We start from the raw sequence: 20,878 nt of genomic DNA, 5'->3' as shown, positions 1-20,878 counted from the left end.
GTCGTCTGGTTGACGGCACGTATGCCGTATGTGCCCATCGTGAGGTATGGCACTGACAATCCGTTCTGACCTGGGCTTTTACTTCGATCGAAGGTTCGGGCCAGCTTTTGCACTGACCAGTCAGCGCAAAAATGTGCCCCGGCCGAGGGGCCTGTCCGGCGAGGCGGGGAGGGGAGCGCCGTGGACGGTCCGCACGGGCTCGGCGTCACGGCCCGGGACCTCGGTGTCAGGGGACCGCGCGGCTGGGCGTTCCGCGGGGTGCGCGTCGAGGCGGGGCCCGGCTCGCTGATCGCGCTGGAAGGGCCGTCCGGGTCGGGCCGCACCTGCCTGCTGCTCACCCTCACGGGCCGGATGCGGCCCACGGAGGGGCAGGCCCGCGTCGGCGGGTTCGCGCTGCCTCGGCGGATGTCCGCGCTGCGCCGCGTCACCGACCTCGCGCACGTCCCGGGCGTCACCGACCTCGCGCACGTCCCGTGCGTCACCGACCTCGCGCACGTCCCGTGCGTCACCGACCTCGATCCGGCGCTGACCGTAGGGGGAACACCTGCGCGAGCGGGCACTGCTGCAGCGCCGCTTCCAGGGCTCCCTGCGCGGGCTGCTGCGACCGCGTGCGGAGCGGACGCCGCCTGCGCCGACCTGGAGAAGGCCGCGGAGGCCGCCGTGGACGGGGCGGCCGTCGCCGACGACGTCGACACGCCGGTCGCCGACCAGGACGGCGGCCTGAAGGAGCTCGACGGCAGCCTCGCCGCCCTCCGGAAGCAGGCCCAGGCGCTCGCTGATCGCGCGCCGCACCTCTCGGAGGACCTCGACGACGCCGTCACGAGGATCAACGAGCTGAACGAGGGGGCCGGCAAGGTCGCCGCCGGCGCCAGGAGGCTGCACCAGGGGCTCGGCACGGCGAAGACGGGCGCCGCCGGCCTGGACGAGGGGGTGGCCGGCCTCAGGACGGGGGCCGAGGACCTGAGCGACGGCATGTACCGGCTGGTCGACGGCGCCGGGAAGCTCGCCGACGGGCTGCACGACGGCGCCGAGCGGATCCCCGGCCACGACGAGGAGGACCGCGCCCGGCGCACGGAGGTCATGGCGGGCCCGGTCCGGCTCGTCTCCGAGGACCTGCACGAGGCGCCCGACTACGGCACCGGCTTCGCCCCGTACTTCGTTCCGCTGTCCCTGTGGGTGGGCGCGATGGTGGCGTACATGCTGATCCCGCCGATGAACCGACGCGCTCTGGCCGCGGGCGCCCTGGCGCTGACCGCGCTGTCCGCCCGCCGCCGCCAGGTGTGGACGCCGGCCCGGCTGCACCCGGAGCTGACCCTGTGAACCGGTCCGCGGCTTTCCCGGGGCCGGTTCCTGTGACAATCGACGCCATGGGAAGCAGCAGCGCCACCTCGCCCGGGAGCACCCGCCGCGAGGCCACCCGGCAGAAGCTCTACGAGGCGGCCGTCACGCTCATCGCCGAGCAGGGCTTCTCCGCCACCACGGTGGACGAGATCGCCGAGCGGGCCGGGGTCGCGAAGGGCACGGTCTACTACAACTTCGCCAGCAAGTCCGTCCTCTTCGAGGAGCTGTTGCGGCACGGCGTGGGACTCCTGACCGCCTCCCTGCGGGAGGCGGCCGAGCGGACGGCACGGGAGGGCGGCGGCAAGGTCGACGCCCTGGACGCGATGGTCCGCGCGGGGCTGGTCTTCATCGACCGCTACCCGGCCTTCACCCAGCTGTACGTGGCCGAGCTGTGGCGCACCAACCGGGCCTGGCAGTCCACGCTGGCGGTGGTCCGGCAGGAGGCCGTCGCGGTCGTCGAGGGCGTGCTGCGGGAGGGTGTGGAGGGCGGCGAGTTCAGCGCGGAGATCGACGTTCCGCTGACCGCCGCGGCGCTGGTCGGCATGGTCCTGGTGGCGGCGCTGGACTGGAAGTCCTTCCAGCCGGAGCGTTCCCTGGACGACGTGCACGCGGCGCTGTCCCGGCTGCTCCAGGGGCGGGTGAGCGGCCGCCCCTGAGGCCCGGCCGCGCGACGAGGCGCGGCCGCACGGGAAGGCGCCGGCCCGCGGTGGCCGCGTCCCCCGCGGGCCACCGTCGGACCGGCGCCTCCTTCTCGCTCCCCCGTGCGTTCCCCCGTACGTTCCCCCGTTGGATCCCCCGTTCGCGGTCGTCCCCCGGGTTCCCCCGTGCCTCGCTCCCGCCGACACCGGCCGGCGGAAGGAGCGGATCGCGGGCCCGGACCGTTCCGGCGCCCCGTGTCGCCGGTACCGGAGCCGTGCCCCTCTCCGTGCCTCCACTCTCTCGTTCCGGCGGGTCCGGCCCCATCCGCGCGCGTACTCATCTCCGTGCCTAGGTACGGGTACTCAGGGCTGCGCACCCGCCCCCAGGGGGCCGGCCCGCCCTCCGGGGGCGACGACGTCCGCGTCCGTGCTCCCCCTCCGGTCCGCGAAGCGGCGCCCCCGCACCGGCCCGCGGACCGGTGGGCCGGTGGTGGCCGATAAAGTCCCTGGCATGGCACGGATTGCGGTGATCGGCGCCGGGATGGGCGCGATGGCGGCCGCCGCCCGGCTGGCCGTGGCGGGCCACCGGGTGGCGGTGTACGAGCGGACGCAGACGTACGGCGGGGCCGTGCGCCGCGTCGAGCGGGACGGCTTCTCCTTCGACACCGGCCCCGGGCTGCTGCCGCTGCCCGCGGTCTGGCGCGATCTGTTCGTCAAGACGGGCAAGGAGCCGCTGGAGGCGTGCGTCGAGCTGGTCCAGGTCGACCCGTCGGCGCGGCACGTGTTCGCGGACGGCACCGAGGCCGCGCTGCCGAACGCCTCGCGCGCGGGCGTGGTCGCGGCGCTGGACGAGGCGCTCGGCTCCGGCACCGGCCGGCGCTGGGGCGACTTCCTGGTCCGGGCCCGCGACGCCTGGGACCGCACGCGTCGGCCGCTGCTGGAGGAGCCGCTGTGGCCGAACTGGCAGGTGCTGGCCGAGCGCGAGCCCTACCCCGCGGTCCCCCACAAGCGGCTGCTGCGCACCCGCCGGGCCGGCACGCTCGCCGAGGTCGGCGCGTGGGAACTGCGCGATCCCCGGCTCGCCGCCCTCCTGGAGAGCCACGCGCTCGCGCACGGCCTGGATCCCCGCACCACCCCGGCCAGCGCGGCGGTGCTGCCCTACATGGAGCACGTCTTCGGCACCTGGTACGTCCGCGGCGGCCTGCGGGAGCTGGCGCGGGCGGTGTACGAGCGGTGCACGGCCCGGAAGGTCGAGTTCCATTTCGGCGCCGAGGTCACCGGGGTGCTGGAGAAGGACGGCCGGGTGGCGGGGGTCGAGCTGGCCGGCGGGACGGTGGCGGAGGCGGACCTCGTGGTCGCCGGTGTCGCGCCGGGCGTGCTGGACCGGCTCGTCCGGGGCGCGGCGGTGCGCGGGGACGGCGAGGTCCCGGCCCGGCGCGGGACGGCGAGCCGGCTGACGGTGCTGCTGGCGCTGCGCGGCGGCCGTCCCGCGGGGACGGCGCACCGCACGGTGGTGCACGCGGCGGACCGGGAGGCGGAGCTGGAGTCCCTGTTCGGCCCGGCCGCGGACGCGGCCGCGCGGCCCACGGTCACCGTCCTGCGGCCCGACGACCCCGGGCTGGTCCCGGACTCCGGCCACGAGGCGGTGACGCTCACGTCGGTGGTGCCCGCGGGGGCGCGGATCCCCGGCCGGTACGCCGAAGAGCTGATCGCGGTCGCCGAACGCGCGATACCCGGTCTGCGCGACCGCGTCCTGTGGCACGAGGTGCGCACCCCGGCCGACATCGCGGAGGCGACCGGCGCGGAGGGCGGGGCGGTGCCGGCGCCCGCGCTGGCGGCGGGCGCCGGGCGGCTGCTGCACCCGTCGAACAGCACGCGCGTCGACGGCCTGTTCACCGTCGGCGGCTGGTCGCATCCCGGCGGCGGTCTTCCGCACGCCGGGATGTCGGGCGCGCTGGTCGCCGGGCTGATCGTGGAGGGACCGGACTTCCGCGGCTCGCAGTGAGCGGAGTGGCTCCGGGCCCGCGGGGGCCCGGCCGCCCCGGAACCGGTACCGCTCGTCAGAACCGGTACTGCTCGTCGAAGCCGCCGTGTCCCTGCCTCTGGTGGCCCTCGCCCTGGTACGGGTAGGGCTGCTCCGGCGGGAGCTCGCCGCCGTACGGCTCGTCGGTGCTGCGCTGCTGCGGGACCCACACACCGCCCGCGGGGGTCTCGCCGCCGTACGAGCCGGCGGGGTACGGGTCCTGGCCGTAGCCCTGCCCGTGCTGCTGCGGGTCGCCGTAGGCGGGGTCCTGGGAACCGTCGCCGTAGGCATGGGGGCCGGCGTACGGGTCGGCGTAGGCGGCGTACTGCTGCCGGTCGGTGGCGCCGTAGTCGTAGCCCTGCTGGTCGTAGCCGGGGTAGGCGTCGTAGGCATAGGCCGCCGGGTCGGCGCCCGGGGCGGCCGTGGCGTACTGGTCCCGGCCCGCGCCCGTGTGCGCGGGGTCGGTGTGGACGCCGTAGGAGCCGGTGTCGTCCGGGAAGGACTGCGGCTCGTACACGGCGGTGGTCTCGGCCGCCGTGGGCGCGACGGGGCGCGCCGGGGTGAACACGTCGTCGTGGTCGAAGTCGTCGTCCCGGCCGTGGCCCACGCCGTCCCGGCGCCGGCCGGCACCGTCGTCGCGGCCGCCGTCGTCGTAGCCGCCCCCGTCGTGGCCGCCGTCGTCGTGGCCGCCGTCGTCGTGGCCGCCGTCGGCCGCTTCCAGGCCGGTGACCTCCAGGGTCGGCTTCCGGCGGCCCCGCTCGCCCCGGCGGCGCCTGCTGCCGGTCAGGCCCGGCGCGGACACCGCCCAGCCGGACGCGAAGCCGCGGCGGAACGACAGCGTGACGTAGGTCTGGCCGACCGCGAAGGCGGCCGCGCCCAGCCCGATGACGACGACGGACGGGATCAGCACACCGACCACGACACCGAGGAAGCCGACGAAGGCGAGCAGCCGCCAGCGCAGACGCGCCTTGTACTGCAGCAGCACCTCACCGAGCAGCCACAACGCGACGATGCCGAACGCGATGTAGAGGACCGTCCAGCCCATGTACGCCCCTCTCCCAGTGGCCGCTACGCAGTGTGTCGTACGCCGCCGCGGCCGGTCTAGGCCCGCGGCGGGTGGTGCAGGCCCAGGTTCTCGTAGATTTCCAGCGTCGCCGTGGAGTTGTTGAGCGTGATGAAGTGCAGTCCGGGCACTCCCTCGGCCAGCAGCCGGGCGCAGAACTCCGTGGCGAACTCGATCCCGATCGAGCGTACAGCCGCCGGATCGTCCTTCGCTGCGAGGATCCGCTCTTTCAGGGCGGGCGGGAACGAGGCGTTGCTGAGCTTCGGCAGCCGTTCCAGCATCTTCACACTGGTGACCGGCATGACCTCGGGGATCACCGGGGTCTCGCAGCCGGCCGCGGCGACCTTGTCGCGCAGGCGCAGGTACGACTCGGGCTGGAAGAACATCTGCGTGATCGCGTAGTCGGCGCCCGCCCGGCACTTGTCGACGAAGTGGGCCACGTCCGTGTCCCAGTCGGCGGAGCGCGGGTGCATCTCCGGGAAGGCCGCCACACCGACGCAGAAGTCGCCCGACTCCTTGATGAGGCGGACCAGTTCGGCGGCGTACGTCAGGCCCTGCGGGTGCGGGACCCACTCGCCCATCGGGTCGCCCGGCGGGTCGCCGCGCACGGCCAGCATGTTGCGGATCCCGGCGTCGGCGTACTGGCCGATGATGTTGCGCAGTTCGGCTACGGAGTGGTCGACCGCGGTGAGGTGGGCGACCGGGGTGAGGGTGGTGTCGGAGACGATCTGCTCGGTCGCCCGCACCGTGCCCTCGCGCGTGGAGCCGCCCGCACCGTACGTCACGGAGACGAAGCTCGGCGCCACGGCCTCGACCCTGCGGAGGGCGTTCCACAGGTTGCGCTCGCCCTTCTCCGTCTTCGGGGCCCAGAATTCGAACGAGTACGTCGTCTTGCCGGTCGCGAGCATGTCGCGCACGGTGCGTGCGCGATCAGTCCTGGTGGATGCGGTTCCGAGGGCCATAGGGGCAGGTTAGCCAGGGGGCGCCGGTCCCCCAACCGGGCGAAGGGGATTCGCCCGTTTTGCCGTCCGATTGTCCACTCCTTGGACAAACGCGGGAGCCACCGGCGCCCCGGCCGCCCGGGCCCCCGAGGGGGGTCCCTACGCCTGCCGCAGCCGCTCGGCGAACTCCGCGGCCGCCGCCCCCGGGTCGTCCGCCTCCGTGATCGCGCGGACGACGACGACCCGGCGGGCGCCCGCTTCGAGCACCTCGTCCAGGTTGCCGAGGTCGATGCCGCCGATGGCGAACCAGGGGCGGTCGGTGGCCAGGGCGGCGGCGTACCGGACCAGGCCGAGGCCGGGCGCGGGGCGGCCGGGCTTGGTGGGGGTGGGCCAGCAGGGGCCGGTGCAGAAGTAGTCCACGCCCTCCTGGACGGCGGCCGCGGCGGCCTCGGACTCGGTGTGCGTGGAGCGGCCTATCAGGATCTCGTCGCCGAGGACGGCACGGGCCGCGGGGACCGGCAGGTCGCCCTGGCCGAGGTGCAGGACGGCGGGGCCCTGCGGGTGCGCGGCGCGGGCGGCGTGGGCGACGTCCGCGCGGTCGTTGACCGCGAGGAGTCTGCCGTGCCGGGCGCAGGCGTCGGCGAAGATCCGCAGGTGCTCCAGTTCCTCCGCCGCCTCCATGCCCTTGTCGCGCAGCTGCACGACGTCGACGCCGCCGGCCAGGACCGCGTCCAGGAACTCGGGCAGGTCGCCCTGGCGCCTGCGGGCGTCCGTGCAGAGATAGAGCCGGGCGTCGGCGAGCCGGGCGCGGGCGGCGGTGTCGGACATGCGGGTGTCCCCCTCGGTGGCGTGTCGGGACGCCCCCGGGCCGGGGGCGTTCTGTCGGGGCGCCCCTCGGGAGGGCGCTCTGCCGGAGCGTCCCCGCCGCCGGCGCACGGGACGCGTCCCCCGCCGCCGGGCGTACGGGCCGCGGCCCCCGCCGCCGACGGCGCGCGGGAGCCTTCCCCGGATGCCGGCGGCGTACGGGCCCGGCGGCCGCGGCGCGGCCGTCCCCGGCCCGTGCGCCGCACCGCGGCGCCGGGCGTGCCGGACGGTCGGGTCAGACGGCGAGCGCCTGGGCGCGGCGCTTCACCTCCGTGCCGCGATTCTCGCTCAGCGCCTGCGCGGGGGTGCCGGGCAGGGTCGGGTCGGGCGTGAAGAGCCACTCCAGCATCTCTTCGACCGTGAAGCCGTCGTCCCGCAGGAGCGTCAGGGTGCCGGCCAGGCCCTTGACGACCTTGTCCCCGTCGATGAAGGCCGCGGGGACGTGCAGCGCGCGGTTCTCACCCCGGCGTACGGCGATGAGCTGGCCCTCCTTGACCAGCTGCCGCACCCGGGTCACCTCGACGCCGAGCTTTTCGGCGATGTCGGGAAGGGTGAGCCAGGCGGGGACGAGAGCATCGATCTTTGCGTCAATCTCGGTCACGGGACCTAGCCTGCCATCCCCCGCCGACAGTCGGAAACCGAAGCCGCCCCGCCTGGGCCGACGGGCTATTCCGCCGCCGCCTTCAGCGGTCTGGCCGGGTCCGTCAGCAGGTCCGGGTCCACGGGGGTGCCCGCCTCGATCAGACGCCGTCCCTGGGCCAGGTCCCGGGGCCGGCCCACCGCGAGCACGGCGACCAGGCGGCCCTCGCGCAGCCAGCAGACGGTCCAGGCGGGACCGGACGGGTCGCCGCGCCACAGGGTCGCGTCGGCCGCGGCGTGGTGCCCGGCGTACTGCACGAAGCGGCCGAACTGCTCGGACCAGAAGTACGGCACCGGATCGTAGACGGCGGGGGCCTCGCCGACGATGTTCGCGGCGACCGTGCGCGGGCCCTGCAGGGCGTTGTCCCAGTGGTGGACCAGCAGCCGCTCGCCGTACCGCCGCGAGGGGAAGGAGGCGCAGTCGCCGACCGCGTACACGTCCGGCACGCTGGTGCGTAGCCGGTCGTCGGCCACCACCTCGCCGTGCGCGCCGAGCTCGATCCCGGAGCCGGCGAGCCAGGCCGTGGCGGGCCGGGCGCCGATGCCGACGACGACGGCGCCCGCGGGCAGCCGCGAGCCGTCGTCGAGGACCACCGTGCCGGGCTCGACCCGCGCCACGCGCGCGCGGGTGCGCAGAACGGCGCCGGCGTCGGCGTACCAGGCGGCCATCGGCGCCGCCACCTCGGCGGGCAGCGCGCCCGCGAGCGGCCGGTCGGCGGCCTCCACGACGGTCACCGCGCAGCCCGCCTCGCGCGCGGCGGTGGCGAACTCCGCGCCGATCCAGCCGGCCCCGACGACCACGACGTCGTGCTGCCGGGCGAGCACCGGCCGCAGCCGCTCGGCGTCGTCCAGGGTGCGCAGCAGGTGCACGCCGGGGACGTCCCGCGCGCCCGGCAGCCGGACGGGTTCGGCGCCGGTGGCGACCACCAGGACGTCGTACGGCACGGGCCCGGCGGCGGTGTCCAGGGCGTGGTCGCCGGGGCGGACGCCCAGCACCTCGCACCCCAGGCGCAGTTCGATGCCGAGCGCCTCGAAGTCGACGTCGAAGGCCGAGCCCTCGGCCTTGCCCAGCAGGACCGCCTTGGACAGCGGGGGCCGGTCGTAGGGCTGGTGGGGCTCCGCGCCGATCAGCGTCACGGCTCCGGTGAAGCCCTGCTCGCGCAGGGCGACCGCGGTCTGCACGCCCGCCATGCCCGCGCCCACGACGACCACGCGCCGCGGCGTGGCCCCTCCCCGTTCCTGCGTCTGCTCGCTCACCCGATCACCATAGACAACTGACGGACTGTCAGTCAGCCGCCGTGCTCGGCGACCTGCTCCACCACGCTCGTCCCGCCGCCCCGCTGCGACTCCCACCGCCACGTCTCCTCCAGCCGCACCCGTCCGTCGGGCAGGTCGACGACGGCCGACGCGCAGTGCCCGGACGAGGTCGTCCCGTCCCGCTTCAGCTGCACGTACCGGAAGTCGAGCCGGTCCCCCGCACGCGTGCCCACCAGATACCCGCGCACGACGTCGCCACCCGCGTACTCGGCCCAGACCTCGCCGTCCCGCTCGTGGTAGGTAAACCGGGTGCGGGTTCCCACCTGGCCCGGCGCCTGGTCGGCGACGGGGGCGAGGACGAGTCCGTCGAGGGATCGGGCCACGGGCTGAGGCTCCCTTACGAGGTGCGAGCGGCGGGGGCTAGGGTGGCCACCGTAAAGCACTCGCGGGAGCCCGGACGCACCGGGCTGAGAGGGAGGCTGGCGGCCTCCGACCGTACGAACCTGATCCGGGTCATGCCGGCGAAGGGAGGGGCTGGACGCCCATGTCGCCTACGCGTACGCCAGACGTCCTCGTCGTGGGAGGCGGGATCATCGGCCTGGTCACGGCGTGGCGGGCCGCACAGCGGGGCCTGGCCACGGCCGTGGTCGATCCCGCGCCGGGCGGCGGAGCCGCGCAGGTGGCGGCCGGGATGCTGGCCGCCGTCACGGAACTGCACTACGGCGAGCAGACCCTGCTCGCCCTCAACCTCGCCTCGGCCCGCCGCTACCCGGACTTCGCGGCCGAGCTGACCAGCCTGACCGGCCACGACCTCGGGTACCGCCGGTGCGGCACGCTCGCCGTCGCGCTGGACGCCGACGACCGCGCCCACCTGCGCGACCTGCACCTCCTGCAGCGGCAGTCCGGGCTGGACTCCGAGTGGCTGTCGGGGCGCGAGTGCCGGCGCCTGGAGCCGATGCTCGCGCCGGGCGTGCGCGGCGGGCTGCGGGTGGCCGACGACCACCAGGTCGACCCGCGGCGCCTGGCCCGGGCGCTGGTGGTCGCGTGCGAGCGGGCGGGCGTGGTCTTCCACCGGGTGCGGGCCGAGCGGCTCGCCGTCGTCCGGGACCGGGCCACGGGTGTCGTCACCGCCGACGGCGGTGAGCTGGGCGCCGGGCGGGTGGTCCTGGCCGCGGGCAGCCTCAGCGGACGGCTGGCGGGCGTACCGGACCGCGTCCTGCCGCCCGTGCGGCCCGTGAAGGGCCAGGTGCTGCGGCTGGCCATGCCCGGGGACCGGCCGCCGCTGCTGAGCCGGACCGTGCGCGCGGTGGTGCGCGGCGGCAGCGTCTACCTGGTGCCGCGGGAGAGCGGCGAGCTCGTCGTCGGGGCGACCAGCGAGGAACTGGGCTGGGACACCACGGTCACCGCGGGCGGGGTGTACGAGCTGCTGCGCGACGCCCACGAGCTGGTGCCGGGGATCACCGAGCTGCCGCTGACGGAGACCCGGGCCGGGCTGCGCCCCGGCTCCCCGGACAACGCGCCGCTGCTCGGCCCGACCGAACTGGAGGGGCTGGTGCTGGCCACCGGCCACTACCGCAACGGCGTGCTGCTCACCCCGGTCACCGGCGACGTCATGGCGCACGTCCTGACCACGGGCGACCTCCCGGAGGTGGCCGCCCCCTTCACCCCGAAGCGTTTCAGCACCGCACTCACGGAGCAGCCCGCATGAAGATCTCGGTCAACGGGGAGCCGCGCGAGGTGGCTCCCGGCACGCCCCTCGACGCCCTGGTGCGCACCCTCACCCGGGCGCCCTCCGGGGTGGCGGCCGCCCTCAACGAAACCGTCGTCCCGCGCGCCCAGTGGCCGTCCACCGCCCTGGCCGAGGGCGACCGCGTGGAAGTCCTCACCGCCGTCCAAGGAGGCTGAACCATGGCCGACGACCCCCTCGTCCTCGGCGGTACGTCCTTCACGTCCCGCCTGATCATGGGTACCGGCGGAGCGCCCAGCCTGGAGGTGCTGGAGCGGGCGCTGATCGCCTCCGGGACCGAGCTGACCACGGTCGCGATGCGGCGCGTGAACCCCGGCGTGCACGGCTCGGTGCTGTCCGTGCTGGACCGGCTCGGCATCCGGGTGCTGCCGAACACGGCCGGCTGCTTCACCGCCGGCGAGGCCGTCCTGACCGCCCGGCTCGCCCGGGAGGCGCTCGGCACCGACCTGGTCAAGCTGGAGGTCATCGCCGACGAGCGGACCCTGCTGCCGGACCCGATCGAACTGCTGGAGGCCGCCGAGACGCTGGTCGACGACGGGTTCACGGTCCTGCCGTACACCAACGACGACCCCGTCCTCGCGCGGAAGCTGGAGGACGTGGGGTGCGCCGCGATCATGCCGTTGGGCTCGCCCATCGGCTCCGGCCTCGGCATCCGCAACCCGCACAACTTCCAGCTGATCGTGGAGCAGGCGCGCGTGCCGGTGATCCTGGACGCGGGGGCCGGTACGGCGTCGGACGCGGCGCTGGCGATGGAGCTGGGGTGCGCGGGTGTGATGCTCGCCTCGGCGGTGACGCGGGCGCAGGAGCCGGTGCTGATGGCGGAGGCCATGAAGCACGCGGTGGAGGCGGGGCGGCTGGCCCGGCGGGCCGGGCGCATCCCGCGCCGTCACTTCGCGGAGGCGTCCTCGCCGGTGGAGGGCCGCGCGCACCTGGACCCCGAGCGGCCCGCGTTCCGCTAGGCCCGCTCGTCACAGCTCCGCCGCGGTCCCGCCCCGGCCCCCCGCGGCGGGGCGGGACCGCGGCGGCGGCTCGTACACTCGCCTGCGTGGACACGACCCTTCAGGACCCTCTGGTCGGGCAGGTGCTCGACGGCCGGTACCGCGTCGACGCGCGGATCGCGGTCGGCGGGATGGCCACGGTCTACCGGGCCGTGGACACCCGTCTGGACCGCGTCCTCGCGCTCAAGGTGATGCACCCGACGCTCGCGGCCGACGGCTCCTTCGTCGAGCGGTTCATCCGCGAGGCGAAGTCGGTGGCCCGGCTCGCCCACCCCAACGTGGTGCAGGTCTTCGACCAGGGCACCGACGGGGCGTACGTCTACCTCGCCATGGAGTACGTGGCCGGCTGCACCCTGCGGGACGTGCTGCGCGAGCGCGGGGCGCTGCAGCCGCGGGCCGCGCTGGACATCCTGGAGCCGGTGCTGGCCGCGCTCGGCGCCGCGCACCGCGCCGGGTTCGTGCACCGCGACATGAAGCCGGAGAACGTCCTGATCGGGGACGACGGCCGGGTCAAGGTCGCCGACTTCGGCCTGGTACGGGCCGTGGACACCGTCACCCGCACCACCGGTGCCGTGCTCGGCACCGTCTCGTACCTCGCGCCCGAGCAGATCGAGCACGGCACGGCCGATCCGCGGGTCGACGTGTACGCGTGCGGCGTCGTCCTGCACGAGATGCTGACCGGCGCCCGGCCGCACGACGGGGACTCCCCCGCCCGGGTGCTCTACCGGCGCCTCCACGAGGACGTGCCCCCGCCCTCGGCCGCCGTGCCCGGGCTGCCGTACGAGCTGGACGACCTGGTGGCGTCGGCCACCGCGCGCGACCCCGGGGCCCGGCCGCACGACGCGGTGGCGCTGCTGGCCGAGGCCCGCCGGGCACGCGGCGCGCTCAGCCCGGACCAGCTGGACGCGGTGCCGCCGCAGGCGCTCGCCGCGGAGCACGACAACGCCGAGGACCGTACGAGCGTCATCCCGCGGGCGCTGACCCCGCCGGCGGACCCGGCGGCCGACGACGGCGCCGTGCACCGCACCAGCCGTCTGCCGGCCCCGCCCCCGCCGTCCCCGCGGCGCCGCCCGGCCGTCCGGCGCGGTCCGACGGCGATCGTCGTCGCCGTGCTGCTCGCGCTCGGGCTCGGCACGGGCGTCTGGTACATCAACTCCGGCCAGTTCACCGAGGTGCCACCGCTGCTGGAGAAGACGGAGGCGCAGGCCCGGGACCGGCTGGAGCGGGCCGGCCTGGAGGTCGGCGCGGTGGAGCACGCCCACAGCGACACGGTCGAGCGCGGCACGGTCATCAGCACCGATCCGAGGCCGGGCGCCCGCATCCGCAGCAACGACTCCGTGACCCTCACCGTCTCCGACGGCCCGCGGACCGTGCTCCTGCCCGACGTGCGGGGCTACCGGCTGGACCGGGCGCGGTCGGTGCTCGAGGAGGAGGGGCTGGAGCCGGGCATGGTGACCCGGGCGTTCAGCGACAGCGTCCCCAAGGGCTTCGTGGTCTCCACCAGCCCGGAGACGGGCACGAAGGTGCGCGCGGGCTCGGCGGTGGCGCTCACCGTCAGCAGGGGCGGCCCGGTGGACGTGCCCGACGTCACCGGCCGGGACCCGGACGACGCGCGGGCCGAGCTGGAGGGGGCCGGTCTGAAGGTGAGGATCGCCGCCGGCCGGATCACCTCCGAGTACGACAAGGGGCAGGTCGCCCGGCAGAGCCCCGGGGACGGCGCACGGGTCGCCGAGGGCGACACGGTGACGCTGACGCTGTCCAAGGGCCCGGAGACGGTGGAGGTCCCGGACGTGGTCGGGGACCGCGCCGACGACGCCAGGCGGAAGCTGGAGGCGGCCGGTTTCCGGGTCGAGGAGGACCGCGGCCTGCTCGGGCTGTTCGGCGACACCGTCAGGGACCAGTCCGTGGACGGCGGCGACAGGGCCCCGAAGGGATCGACGGTCACCCTCGAGATCCGCTGACGGGATTCGTCCGGACGCGTGACACCCTGGACGGGTGACACGTCAGCACCACGGCACTCCCCGTCCGCCCCGCAACCCCGTCGGCAGCCACGTCCCGGTGGCCGGCGGCCTGCACTCCGTCGGCCTGGCCTACGCCCGTGACCTGGGGGCCGAGGCGGTACAGGTCTTCGTCGCCAATCCGCGCGGCTGGGCCACGCCGGCCGGCAACCCGAAGCAGGACGAGGCGTTCCGCGCGGCGTGCGCGGCCGAGGCGATCCCGGCGTACGTGCACGCCCCGTACCTGATCAACTTCGGCTCGCACACCGAGGCGACGGCGGAGCGGTCGGTGGAGTCGCTGCGGCACTCGCTCAGGCGCGGCCGGGAGATCGGGGCGCTCGGCGTGGTCGTGCACACCGGCAGCGCGACCGGCGGCCGGGAGCGGCCGGTGGCGCTGCGGCAGGTGCGGGAGCGGCTGCTGCCGCTGCTCGACGAGCTCACCGAGGACGACGACCCCGATCTGCTGCTGGAGTCGACGGCCGGGCAGGGCGCCTCCCTGTGCTCGCGGACCTGGGACTTCGCGCCGTACTTCGAGGCGCTGGACGCCCACCCGAAGCTGGGCGTGTGCCTGGACACCTGCCATGTCTTCGCCGCCGGGCACGACCTGTCCGAGCCCGGCGGCATGCACCGGACGCTGGATCTGCTGGTGGACACCGTGGGCGCGGGCCGGCTGAAGCTGATCCACGCCAACGACTCCAAGGACGTGGCCGGCGCCCACAAGGACCGGCACGAGAACATCGGCGCCGGCCACATCGGCGAGGACCCGTTCCGCGCGCTGACCACCCACCCCGCCACCGAGGGCGTACCGCTGATCATCGAGACGCCCGGCGGCAAGGAGGGGCACGCGGCGGACGTGGAGAAGCTGAAGAAGCTGCGCGCCGGGTAGCCGCCGGAGGGCACCGGCGGGCGGACGGGCCGCCTCACGGGGTACGCCGCCGCGGCCGGGGGCACCGGTCCCGCCGCCGGCCGGCGCGGGCGCCGGGGGTCAGAGCTCGGGGCCCTCCCCGGGCTCCTCCTGGTAGGAGTAGCGCTGCTCCTTCCACGGGTCGCCGATGTTGTGGTAGCCGCGCTCCTCCCAGAAGCCGCGGCGGTCGGCGGTCATGTACTCCACGCCGCGGACCCATTTGGGCCCCTTCCAGGCGTAGAGGTGGGGAACGATCAGGCGCAGCGGGAAGCCGTGCTCGGCGGTGAGCAGCTCGCCGTCCTTGTGGGTGGCGAAGATCGTGCGCTCCGACGCGAAGTCGGACAGGCGGAGGTTGGAGCTGAAGCCGTACTCGGCCCACACCATCACATGGGTGACGGCCGGCGCGGGCGGGACGAGCTCCAGGATCGTCCGGGCCGGAACGCCGCCCCACTCCGCGCCGAGCATGCTGAACTTCGTCACGCAGTGCAGATCGGCCACGACGGTGGTGTACGGCAGGGCGGTGAACTCCGCGTGCGTCCAGGAGCGCTTCCCGCCGTCGGCGGTGGCGCCGAAGACCCGGAACTCCCAGCGCTCGGGCCGGAACCTGGGCACCGGGCCGTAGTGCGTGACGGGCCAGCCCCGCTGCACCCGCTGCCCCGGCGGCAGCCCGGGCCGCGCCGCTCCCTCCGCATCGCGCCCCTCCGACTCGCGCTCCACCGGCTGACCCATGACTCCATCCTGACAGACCACGAGAAATGCACACGACGCGGGCTCATCCCCATCAGGACAAAAGCCACCAAGTGTGTACTTGCTTACTAAGTGCGGACTTACTGGACGATCTTCGGTGCCGGTGCCATCATTCGGCGCAACCTGCCTTTTCCGCGGAAGGAGCCTCTGCGATGCAGGGCGATCCCCAGGTCATCGAATTCCTCAACGAGCAGCTGACCGCCGAGCTGACCGCCATCAATCAGTACTTCCTGCACGCCAAGATGCAGGAGAACTTCGGCTGGTACCGGCTCGCCAAGTACACCCGGCGCGAGTCGTTCGACGAGATGAAGCACGCCGAGGTGCTCACCGAGCGCATCCTCTTCCTGGAGGGGCTGCCGAACTACCAGCGCCTGTTCCACGTACGGGTGGGGCAGAGCGTCCGGGAGATGTTCGAGGCCGACCGGCAGATCGAGGTGGAGGCGATCGACCGGCTCCGGCGCGGCGTCAAGGTGATGCGGGACAAGGGCGACATCACCTCGGCGAACATCTTCGAGGCGATCCTCGCCGACGAGGAGCACCACATCGACTACCTGGACACCCAGCTGGAGCTGCTGGACAAGCTCGGCGAGGCCCTCTACATCGCCCAGCTCGTCGAGCAGCCGGACGGCCACTCCTAGGCGGCGGCCTCTTCGAGGTCCGGGAGCGCCGGCCCGCCCTGGTCGGCGAGTTCCCGGCGCGGGCACGCGCCCCTGCCGAGGAGCGCCTGGATGCGGCGCACGCACGACCCGCAGTCCGTGCCCGCCTTGCAGGCCGAGGCTATCTGGCGCGGAGTGCAGGCGCCGTTCTCCGCGTGCTGCTTGATCTGCTGCTCGGTGACGCCGAAACAACTGCAGACGTACACGCGGTTCACCTCCCGCCGGGATCGATACGTGGTGCCGCCCCGACTGTTCGGTGAGGCAAACCTAACCTTACTGGTCCCCCTGGTCCCGTGAAAGCGGGAGGGGCGCGGATCGTATGTGATCCGCGCCCCAGGAAGGCTCCCGTGCCAGGCCGGCCCGTTACTGGTCCCGGTACATCTCCGCCACCAGGAAGGCCAGGTCGAGCGACTGGCTGCGGTTCAGGCGGGGGTCGCAGGCGGTCTCGTAGCGCTGGTGCAGATCGTCGACGAAGATCTCGTCGCCGCCGCCCACGCACTCGGTGACGTCGTCACCGGTCAGCTCCACGTGGATGCCGCCCGGGTGGGTGCCGAGCGCCTTGTGCACCTCGAAGAAGCCCTTGACCTCGTCCAGCACGTCGTCGAAACGGCGGGTCTTGTGCCCGGAGGCCGCCTCGAAGGTGTTGCCGTGCATCGGGTCGGTCACCCACGCCACCACCGCGCCCGACGCGGTGACCTTCTCCACCAGCTCGGGCAGCTTGTCGCGGATCTTGTCCGCGCCCATCCGCACGATGAACGTCAGCCGGCCCGGCTCACGCTCCGGGTCCAGGCGCTCGATGTACTGCAGCGCCTCCTCGGCCGTCGTCGTCGGGCCGAGCTTGACGCCGATCGGGTTGCGGATCCGCGAGGCGAACTCGATGTGCGCGTGGTCCAGCTGCCGGGTGCGCTCCCCGATCCACACCATGTGCGCCGAGACGTCGTACAGCTGCCCGGTGCGGGAGTCGACACGGGTCAGCGCCGACTCGTAGTCGAGCAGCAGCGCCTCGTGCGAGGAGTAGAACTCGACCGTCTTGAACTCCTCCGGGTCCGCCCCGCAGGCGTGCATGAAGTTCAGCGCGTTGTCGATCTCGCGGGCGAGCTGTTCGTAGCGCTGCCCGGACGGCGAGGACTTCACGAAGTCCTGGTTCCAGGCGTGCACCTGGCGCAGGTCGGCGTAGCCGCCCGTGGTGAAGGCCCGCACCAGGTTCAGCGTGGACGCCGAGGCGTGGTACATGCGCTTGAGCCGCTCCGGGTCCGGGATCCGGGCCTCCGGCGTGAACTCGAAGCCGTTGACCGAGTCGCCCCGGTAGACGGGCAGGGTCACGCCGTCGCGGGTCTCGGTCGGCTTGGAGCGCGGCTTGGAGTACTGGCCGGCGATCCGGCCGACCTTCACGACCGGCACCGAGGCGGCGTACGTCAGCACGGCGCCCATCTGGAGCAGGGTCTTGAGCTTGTTGCGGATGTGATCGGCGGACACCGCGTCGAACGCCTCGGCGCAGTCGCCGCCCTGGAGGAGGAACGCCTCTCCCTTGGCGACGGCCGCCATCCGGGCGCGCAGCTGGTCGCACTCGCCCGCGAAGACGAGCGGCGGATACGACTCGAGGTCCGCGATCACCTTGCGCAGAGCCTCGGGGTCGGGGTACTCGGGCTGCTGCGCCGCGGGCAGGTCTCGCCAGGTGTTGCCAGCGCCGGGGCTGGTCTTAGCGTTCACGGTCACACCGTAAACATTACGGGGTCGTGTCGGGTGATTTTCGGTCGGTTCGACTGGTGAGACGAGGCCGGCCCCGCGCGGACGGCCGCGCCGCGGGCCCATGGGGTAGGGTGCCTGCCATGTTCGCGCCTACGCACCAGACCTGGTGGTGGACCGCTTCCCCGGCGGCCCACTGACTGCGCGTACGCAAGACTTCGCGAAGGCCGCCCGAGGGGCGGCCTTCGGCGTTCTCCGCCCGGGCCGTTCCTCCCGATCCCGATCCCCGAGCCGCGTCTCGGCCCCGACATCGACGGAAGAGGAACCATGAACCTGGCCCGCCTCACGCACGACGACCGCCCCTTCGCCCTGCTGCGCCGCCGCACCCCCGGCCACGACCACGACGTGGTCGAGGTGCTGCTCGGCCCGGTCGTGGTCCGCGACCGCCTCGCCGACCTGCCCGACGAGGCCCTCGCCCTGGTCCCCTTCCGGCAGATCCGCGAACGCGGCTTCGACGTGACCGACGACGGCACGCCCCTGCTGGCGCTGCTCCCCGAGGAGCGGTGCGCCGTCCCGCTCGCGGACGCGCTGGCCCAGCTCCCCGGGCACGCGGTCCGCGTGGAGGACGGCGGCTTCGACGTGACCGACGAGGAGTACGCCGGGATCGTCGGCCGGGTGCTGCGGGAGGAGATCGGGCGGGGCGAGGGCGCGAACTTCGTGATCCGGCGGACCTACCGGGGCCGGATCCCCGGGTTCGGGCGAGCCGACGCGCTGGCGCTGTTCCGGCGGCTGCTGGAGGGCGAGCGGGGCGCGTACTGGACGTTCCTGGTGCACACCGGCGACCGCGTCCTGGTCGGGGCGAGCCCCGAGGTGCACGTGCGGATGTCCGGCGGGACGGTCGTCATGAACCCGATCAGCGGGACGTACCGGTACCCCGCCGGGGGCCCCACCCCGGAGCACCTGCTCGGGTTCCTCGCCGACGGCAAGGAGATCGAGGAGCTGTCGATGGTCGTCGACGAGGAGCTCAAGATGATGTGCACGGTCGGCGACCGGGGCGGGGTGGTCGTCGGGCCGCGGCTGAGGGAGATGGCGCACCTGGCGCACACCGAGTACGAACTGCGCGGGAAGTCCTCGCTGGACGTGCGGGAGGTCCTGCGGGAGACCATGTTCGCGGCGACCGTGACCGGCTCGCCCGTGCAGAACGCCTGCCGGGTCATCGAGCGGCACGAGGCCGGGGGGCGCGGCTACTACGCCGGCGCCCTGGCGCTGCTGGGCAGGGACGCGGGCGGCGCCCAGACCCTCGACTCCCCCATCCTGATCCGCACCGCCGACATCGACGCGGCCGGGCGGCTGCGGGTGCCGGTCGGCGCCACGCTGGTCCGCGGCTCGGACCCGGCCGGCGAGGTCGCGGAGACGCACGCGAAGGCGGCCGGGGTGCTGGCCGCGCTGGGCGTCCGCGCGCAGCGGCCGCGGGAGGAGGCCGCGGGGCCGAGGCTGGCCGACGACCCGCGGGTGCGGGCCGCGCTGGACGGGCGGCGGGCCGCGCTCGCGCCGTTCTGGCTGCGGATGCAGGAGCCGTCGGACGCGCTGTCCGGTCATGTGCTCGTCGTCGACGGGGAGGACACCTTCACGGCGATGCTGGCGCACGTGCTGCGCTCGTCCGGGCCGGCCGTCACCGTCCGGCGCTACGACGAGCCGGGACTGCGGCGGGCGGTCCTCGCGCACGACGGCCCGGTGGTGCTGGGCCCCGGCCCCGGCGATCCGGGCGATGCGGCCGACCCCAAGATGCGGTTCCTGCGGCAGCTGGCCGCCGAGGTGATCCGGGAGCACCCGCACGGCGTCCTCGGCGTCTGCCTCGGACACGAGCTGATCGCGGCCGAGCTGGGGCTGGACATCGTCCGCAAGGAGGTGCCGTACCAGGGCGCGCAGACGGCGATCGACCTGTTCGGGCGGACGGAGACCGTCGGCTTCTACAACAGCTTCGTGGCGCACTGCGACGACGAGGCCCGCGCCGAGCTGGCCGCGCACGGGGTGGAGGTCAGCCGGAGCGCGACCGGCGAGGTGCACGCCCTGCGCGGGCCGGGCTTCGCCGGGGTGCAGTTCCACCCGGAGTCGGTGCTGACGCTGAACGGTGCCGCGATCGTGCGGGAGCTGGTCGGTCAGCTGCGCGGCACCAGCACGTTCTCGGAGCGCCGGCCGGCCCGGTAGTCGAGGACGTTGCGCACCGTGGTCCCGACGATCTGGCCGACGGCCTCCTGGGTGTAGTACGCCTGGTGGGAGGTGACCAGGACGTTCGGGAAGGTGACGAGGCGGGCCAGGGTGTCGTCCTCGACGGCCTCCAGGGACCGGTCGAGGAAGAACAGCCCGGCCTCCGCCTCGTACACGTCCAGGCCGACGCCCGTGAAGCGGCCCGCGCGCAGCTCGTGGACGAGGGCGACGGTGTCGACGAGGCCGCCGCGGCTGGAGTTGACCAGGATCGCGTCGTCCCGCATCAGCTTCAGGGCGTCGGCGTCGACGAGGTGCAGGGTCTCCGGCATCAGCGGGACGTGCAGGGTGACCAGGTCGGACTCGGCCAGCAGCTGCTCCTTGGGCACGTACCGCATGCCGAGCTCCACGCAGGCGGGGTTCTCGGCGATGTCCCAGCCGAGCAGCCGCATGCCGAACCCGTGGGCGATCCGGGCGAACGCCTCGCCGATCCTTCCGGTGCCGAGGACGCCGGCGGTGCGGCCGTGCATGTCGCGGCCCATCAGCCCGTCGAGGCGGAAGTCGAAGTCGCGGGTGCGGGTGGAGGCGCGCACGATGCGGCGGTCGACGGCCAGGGCGAGGGCCCAGGCGAACTCGGCCACCGCGTACGGCGAGTAGGACGACACCCGGGCCACCGTCAGGCCGAGGCGCTCGGCCACCGCGAGGTCGACGTTGTTGAAGCCGGTGGAGCGCTGGGCCACCATCCGGGTGCCGCCGGCCGCCAGGATCTCCAGGACGCGCGCGCCCAGGTCGGCGTTGACGCTGGTGGAGACGATCTCGTGGCCGGCGGCGATGCGGGCGGTGTCCTCGGTGAGGAAGACGTCCAGGCAGCGCACCTCGCCGTGCCCCCGGAAGGCCTCCTCGATCAGCGGCTTCTCGTCGGCCTGGACACCGAATGCCAGGATCTCCACGGGGCCCTCCGGGGTGCGCCGGAACGTCTGGTACCGGCGAATATACGGGGGCGGGGCGGGGTCCGCTTCCCCGGGACGGCCGCCCCGGGGCCGCCCGCCGCCCCCCTCGGCCGCGGAAGACGCCGGTCCCCGCGGGCCGGCCGGGGCCGGCCGTCCTCGGCCGCGCCGTGGCCCGTGCGGCCGGGACGCGGAGGGTGTCCGTGCCGCGCGGGGCGGCCGTCG

The 20,878-nt window shown here is 74.4% G+C and carries 19 protein-coding genes, 2 pseudogenes and 1 riboswitch; of the genes and pseudogenes, 11 read left to right on the top strand and 10 right to left on the bottom strand.

Going from position 1 to position 20,878, the window contains the following annotated elements:
- Positions 1–180 precede the first annotated feature (180 nt).
- The 4 genes and pseudogenes from ABD363_RS29390 to ABD363_RS29375 all read left to right on the top strand — a co-directional run.
- Positions 181–631: pseudogene (locus tag ABD363_RS29390) on the top strand (ATP-binding cassette domain-containing protein); the annotation flags it as partial.
- Positions 619–1,248 (top strand): annotated as a pseudogene (locus ABD363_RS29385) (hypothetical protein); the annotation flags it as partial. The pseudogenes ABD363_RS29390 and ABD363_RS29385, both read left to right, overlap by 13 nt.
- A gap of 119 nt (positions 1,249–1,367) precedes the next feature.
- Positions 1,368–1,997 carry a TetR/AcrR family transcriptional regulator gene (locus ABD363_RS29380; RefSeq protein ID WP_344609017.1) on the top strand — a complete coding sequence of 210 codons (630 nt, stop codon included), beginning with the start codon at positions 1,368–1,370 and terminating at the stop codon, positions 1,995–1,997.
- 493 nt (positions 1,998–2,490) lie between these two features.
- A complete protein-coding gene (locus tag ABD363_RS29375; protein ID WP_344609015.1) occupies positions 2,491–3,984 on the top strand; it encodes a phytoene desaturase family protein in 1,494 nt (497 codons plus the stop codon).
- 55 nt (positions 3,985–4,039) lie between these two features.
- Here ABD363_RS29375 and ABD363_RS29370 read toward each other — a convergent pair whose 3' ends face one another.
- From ABD363_RS29370 to ABD363_RS29345, 6 genes are all read right to left on the bottom strand, one after another.
- Positions 4,040–5,047 (bottom strand): SCO2102 family sporulation regulator, encoded by a 1,008-nt coding sequence (locus tag ABD363_RS29370; RefSeq protein ID WP_344609013.1) that lies wholly within the window; start codon positions 5,045–5,047, stop codon positions 4,040–4,042.
- 56 nt (positions 5,048–5,103) lie between these two features.
- On the bottom strand, positions 5,104–6,027 hold the full coding sequence (gene metF, locus ABD363_RS29365; RefSeq protein WP_344609011.1) for a methylenetetrahydrofolate reductase [NAD(P)H]: 924 nt from the start codon (positions 6,025–6,027) through the stop codon (positions 5,104–5,106).
- A gap of 138 nt (positions 6,028–6,165) precedes the next feature.
- Positions 6,166–6,834, bottom strand: a complete 669-nt coding sequence (thiE, locus tag ABD363_RS29360) for a thiamine phosphate synthase (protein ID WP_344609009.1) — start codon at positions 6,832–6,834, stop codon at positions 6,166–6,168.
- A gap of 271 nt (positions 6,835–7,105) precedes the next feature.
- Positions 7,106–7,471, bottom strand: coding sequence for an Rv2175c family DNA-binding protein (locus tag ABD363_RS29355; RefSeq protein ID WP_344609007.1), 366 nt, complete (start codon positions 7,469–7,471; stop codon positions 7,106–7,108).
- 65 nt (positions 7,472–7,536) lie between these two features.
- Positions 7,537–8,766: an NAD(P)/FAD-dependent oxidoreductase gene (locus ABD363_RS29350; RefSeq protein WP_344609005.1), complete on the bottom strand. Its 1,230-nt coding sequence runs from the start codon at positions 8,764–8,766 to the stop codon at positions 7,537–7,539.
- Positions 8,767–8,798: 32 nt separating this feature from the next.
- Positions 8,799–9,149, bottom strand: coding sequence for an avidin-fold protein (locus ABD363_RS29345; protein ID WP_344609003.1), 351 nt, complete (start codon positions 9,147–9,149; stop codon positions 8,799–8,801).
- 52 nt (positions 9,150–9,201) lie between these two features.
- A riboswitch (TPP riboswitch) is annotated at positions 9,202–9,313 on the top strand.
- Here ABD363_RS29345 and thiO point away from each other — a divergent pair.
- The 5 genes from thiO (at position 9,311) to ABD363_RS29320 (ending at position 14,394) form a co-directional block, all read left to right on the top strand.
- The gene (thiO, locus tag ABD363_RS29340; protein WP_344609001.1) at positions 9,311–10,474 is read left to right on the top strand and encodes a glycine oxidase ThiO; all 1,164 of its coding nucleotides are present in this window, start codon (positions 9,311–9,313) and stop codon (positions 10,472–10,474) included. (Overlaps the previous riboswitch by 3 nt.)
- Positions 10,471–10,671, top strand: a complete 201-nt coding sequence (gene thiS, locus ABD363_RS29335) for a sulfur carrier protein ThiS (protein ID WP_344608999.1) — start codon at positions 10,471–10,473, stop codon at positions 10,669–10,671. Before thiO ends, thiS begins: the two co-directional genes overlap by 4 nt.
- 3 nt (positions 10,672–10,674) lie before the next feature.
- Positions 10,675–11,472 carry a thiazole synthase gene (locus ABD363_RS29330; RefSeq protein WP_344608997.1) on the top strand — a complete coding sequence of 266 codons (798 nt, stop codon included), beginning with the start codon at positions 10,675–10,677 and terminating at the stop codon, positions 11,470–11,472.
- Positions 11,473–11,558: 86 nt separating this feature from the next.
- Positions 11,559–13,472, top strand: a complete 1,914-nt coding sequence (pknB, locus tag ABD363_RS29325) for a Stk1 family PASTA domain-containing Ser/Thr kinase (protein WP_344608995.1) — start codon at positions 11,559–11,561, stop codon at positions 13,470–13,472.
- Between the two features lie 34 nt (positions 13,473–13,506).
- The gene (locus ABD363_RS29320; protein WP_344608993.1) at positions 13,507–14,394 is read left to right on the top strand and encodes a deoxyribonuclease IV; all 888 of its coding nucleotides are present in this window, start codon (positions 13,507–13,509) and stop codon (positions 14,392–14,394) included.
- Positions 14,395–14,493: 99 nt separating this feature from the next.
- Here ABD363_RS29320 and ABD363_RS29315 read toward each other — a convergent pair whose 3' ends face one another.
- Positions 14,494–15,141 carry a sulfite oxidase-like oxidoreductase gene (locus ABD363_RS29315; RefSeq protein WP_344608991.1) on the bottom strand — a complete coding sequence of 216 codons (648 nt, stop codon included), beginning with the start codon at positions 15,139–15,141 and terminating at the stop codon, positions 14,494–14,496.
- Positions 15,142–15,311: 170 nt separating this feature from the next.
- On the opposite strand from ABD363_RS29315, the gene bfr reads away from it, so the two are divergent.
- Positions 15,312–15,797: a bacterioferritin gene (bfr, locus tag ABD363_RS29310; RefSeq protein WP_344608989.1), complete on the top strand. Its 486-nt coding sequence runs from the start codon at positions 15,312–15,314 to the stop codon at positions 15,795–15,797.
- Here bfr and ABD363_RS29305 read toward each other — a convergent pair.
- Together ABD363_RS29305 and ABD363_RS29300 are read right to left on the bottom strand one after the other, a co-directional pair.
- Positions 15,794–16,030, bottom strand: a complete 237-nt coding sequence (locus tag ABD363_RS29305; protein ID WP_344608987.1) for a (2Fe-2S)-binding protein — start codon at positions 16,028–16,030, stop codon at positions 15,794–15,796. The two genes, bfr and ABD363_RS29305, sit on opposite strands and share 4 nt — an antisense overlap.
- Positions 16,031–16,178: 148 nt before the next feature.
- Positions 16,179–17,531, bottom strand: coding sequence for a class II 3-deoxy-7-phosphoheptulonate synthase (locus ABD363_RS29300; RefSeq protein WP_344608985.1), 1,353 nt, complete (start codon positions 17,529–17,531; stop codon positions 16,179–16,181).
- Positions 17,532–17,828: 297 nt separating this feature from the next.
- Between ABD363_RS29300 and ABD363_RS29295 the strand changes: the two genes are divergently transcribed.
- Complete coding sequence (locus tag ABD363_RS29295; protein ID WP_344608983.1) at positions 17,829–19,709, top strand: anthranilate synthase family protein; 1,881 nt, start codon at positions 17,829–17,831, stop codon at positions 19,707–19,709.
- Here ABD363_RS29295 and ABD363_RS29290 read toward each other — a convergent pair.
- Positions 19,661–20,656 carry a 2-hydroxyacid dehydrogenase gene (locus ABD363_RS29290; RefSeq protein ID WP_344608981.1) on the bottom strand — a complete coding sequence of 332 codons (996 nt, stop codon included), beginning with the start codon at positions 20,654–20,656 and terminating at the stop codon, positions 19,661–19,663. The two genes, ABD363_RS29295 and ABD363_RS29290, sit on opposite strands and share 49 nt — an antisense overlap.
- Positions 20,657–20,878: the final 222 nt, after the last annotated feature.

The organism is Streptomyces glaucus (assembly GCF_039533365.1).
Classification (GTDB): domain Bacteria; phylum Actinomycetota; class Actinomycetes; order Streptomycetales; family Streptomycetaceae; genus Streptomyces; species Streptomyces glaucus.
This window is presented reverse-complemented; position numbering and strand designations above follow the sequence as displayed.

Bases quoted from the DNA above. Each gene is read 5' to 3' on its own strand.
- ABD363_RS29380 (WP_344609017.1), top strand. From the start codon at position 1,368: ATGGGAAGCAGCAGCGCCACCTCGCCCGGGAGCACCCGCCGCGAGGCC.
- ABD363_RS29375 (WP_344609015.1), top strand. From the start codon at position 2,491: ATGGCACGGATTGCGGTGATCGGCGCCGGGATGGGCGCGATGGCGGCC.
- ABD363_RS29370 (WP_344609013.1), bottom strand. From the start codon at position 5,047: ATGGGCTGGACGGTCCTCTACATCGCGTTCGGCATCGTCGCGTTGTGG.
- metF (WP_344609011.1), bottom strand. From the start codon at position 6,027: ATGGCCCTCGGAACCGCATCCACCAGGACTGATCGCGCACGCACCGTG.
- thiE (WP_344609009.1), bottom strand. From the start codon at position 6,834: ATGTCCGACACCGCCGCCCGCGCCCGGCTCGCCGACGCCCGGCTCTAT.
- thiO (WP_344609001.1), top strand. From the start codon at position 9,311: ATGTCGCCTACGCGTACGCCAGACGTCCTCGTCGTGGGAGGCGGGATC.
- thiS (WP_344608999.1), top strand. From the start codon at position 10,471: ATGAAGATCTCGGTCAACGGGGAGCCGCGCGAGGTGGCTCCCGGCACG.
- ABD363_RS29330 (WP_344608997.1), top strand. From the start codon at position 10,675: ATGGCCGACGACCCCCTCGTCCTCGGCGGTACGTCCTTCACGTCCCGC.
- ABD363_RS29315 (WP_344608991.1), bottom strand. From the start codon at position 15,141: ATGGGTCAGCCGGTGGAGCGCGAGTCGGAGGGGCGCGATGCGGAGGGA.
- bfr (WP_344608989.1), top strand. From the start codon at position 15,312: ATGCAGGGCGATCCCCAGGTCATCGAATTCCTCAACGAGCAGCTGACC.
- ABD363_RS29295 (WP_344608983.1), top strand. From the start codon at position 17,829: ATGAACCTGGCCCGCCTCACGCACGACGACCGCCCCTTCGCCCTGCTG.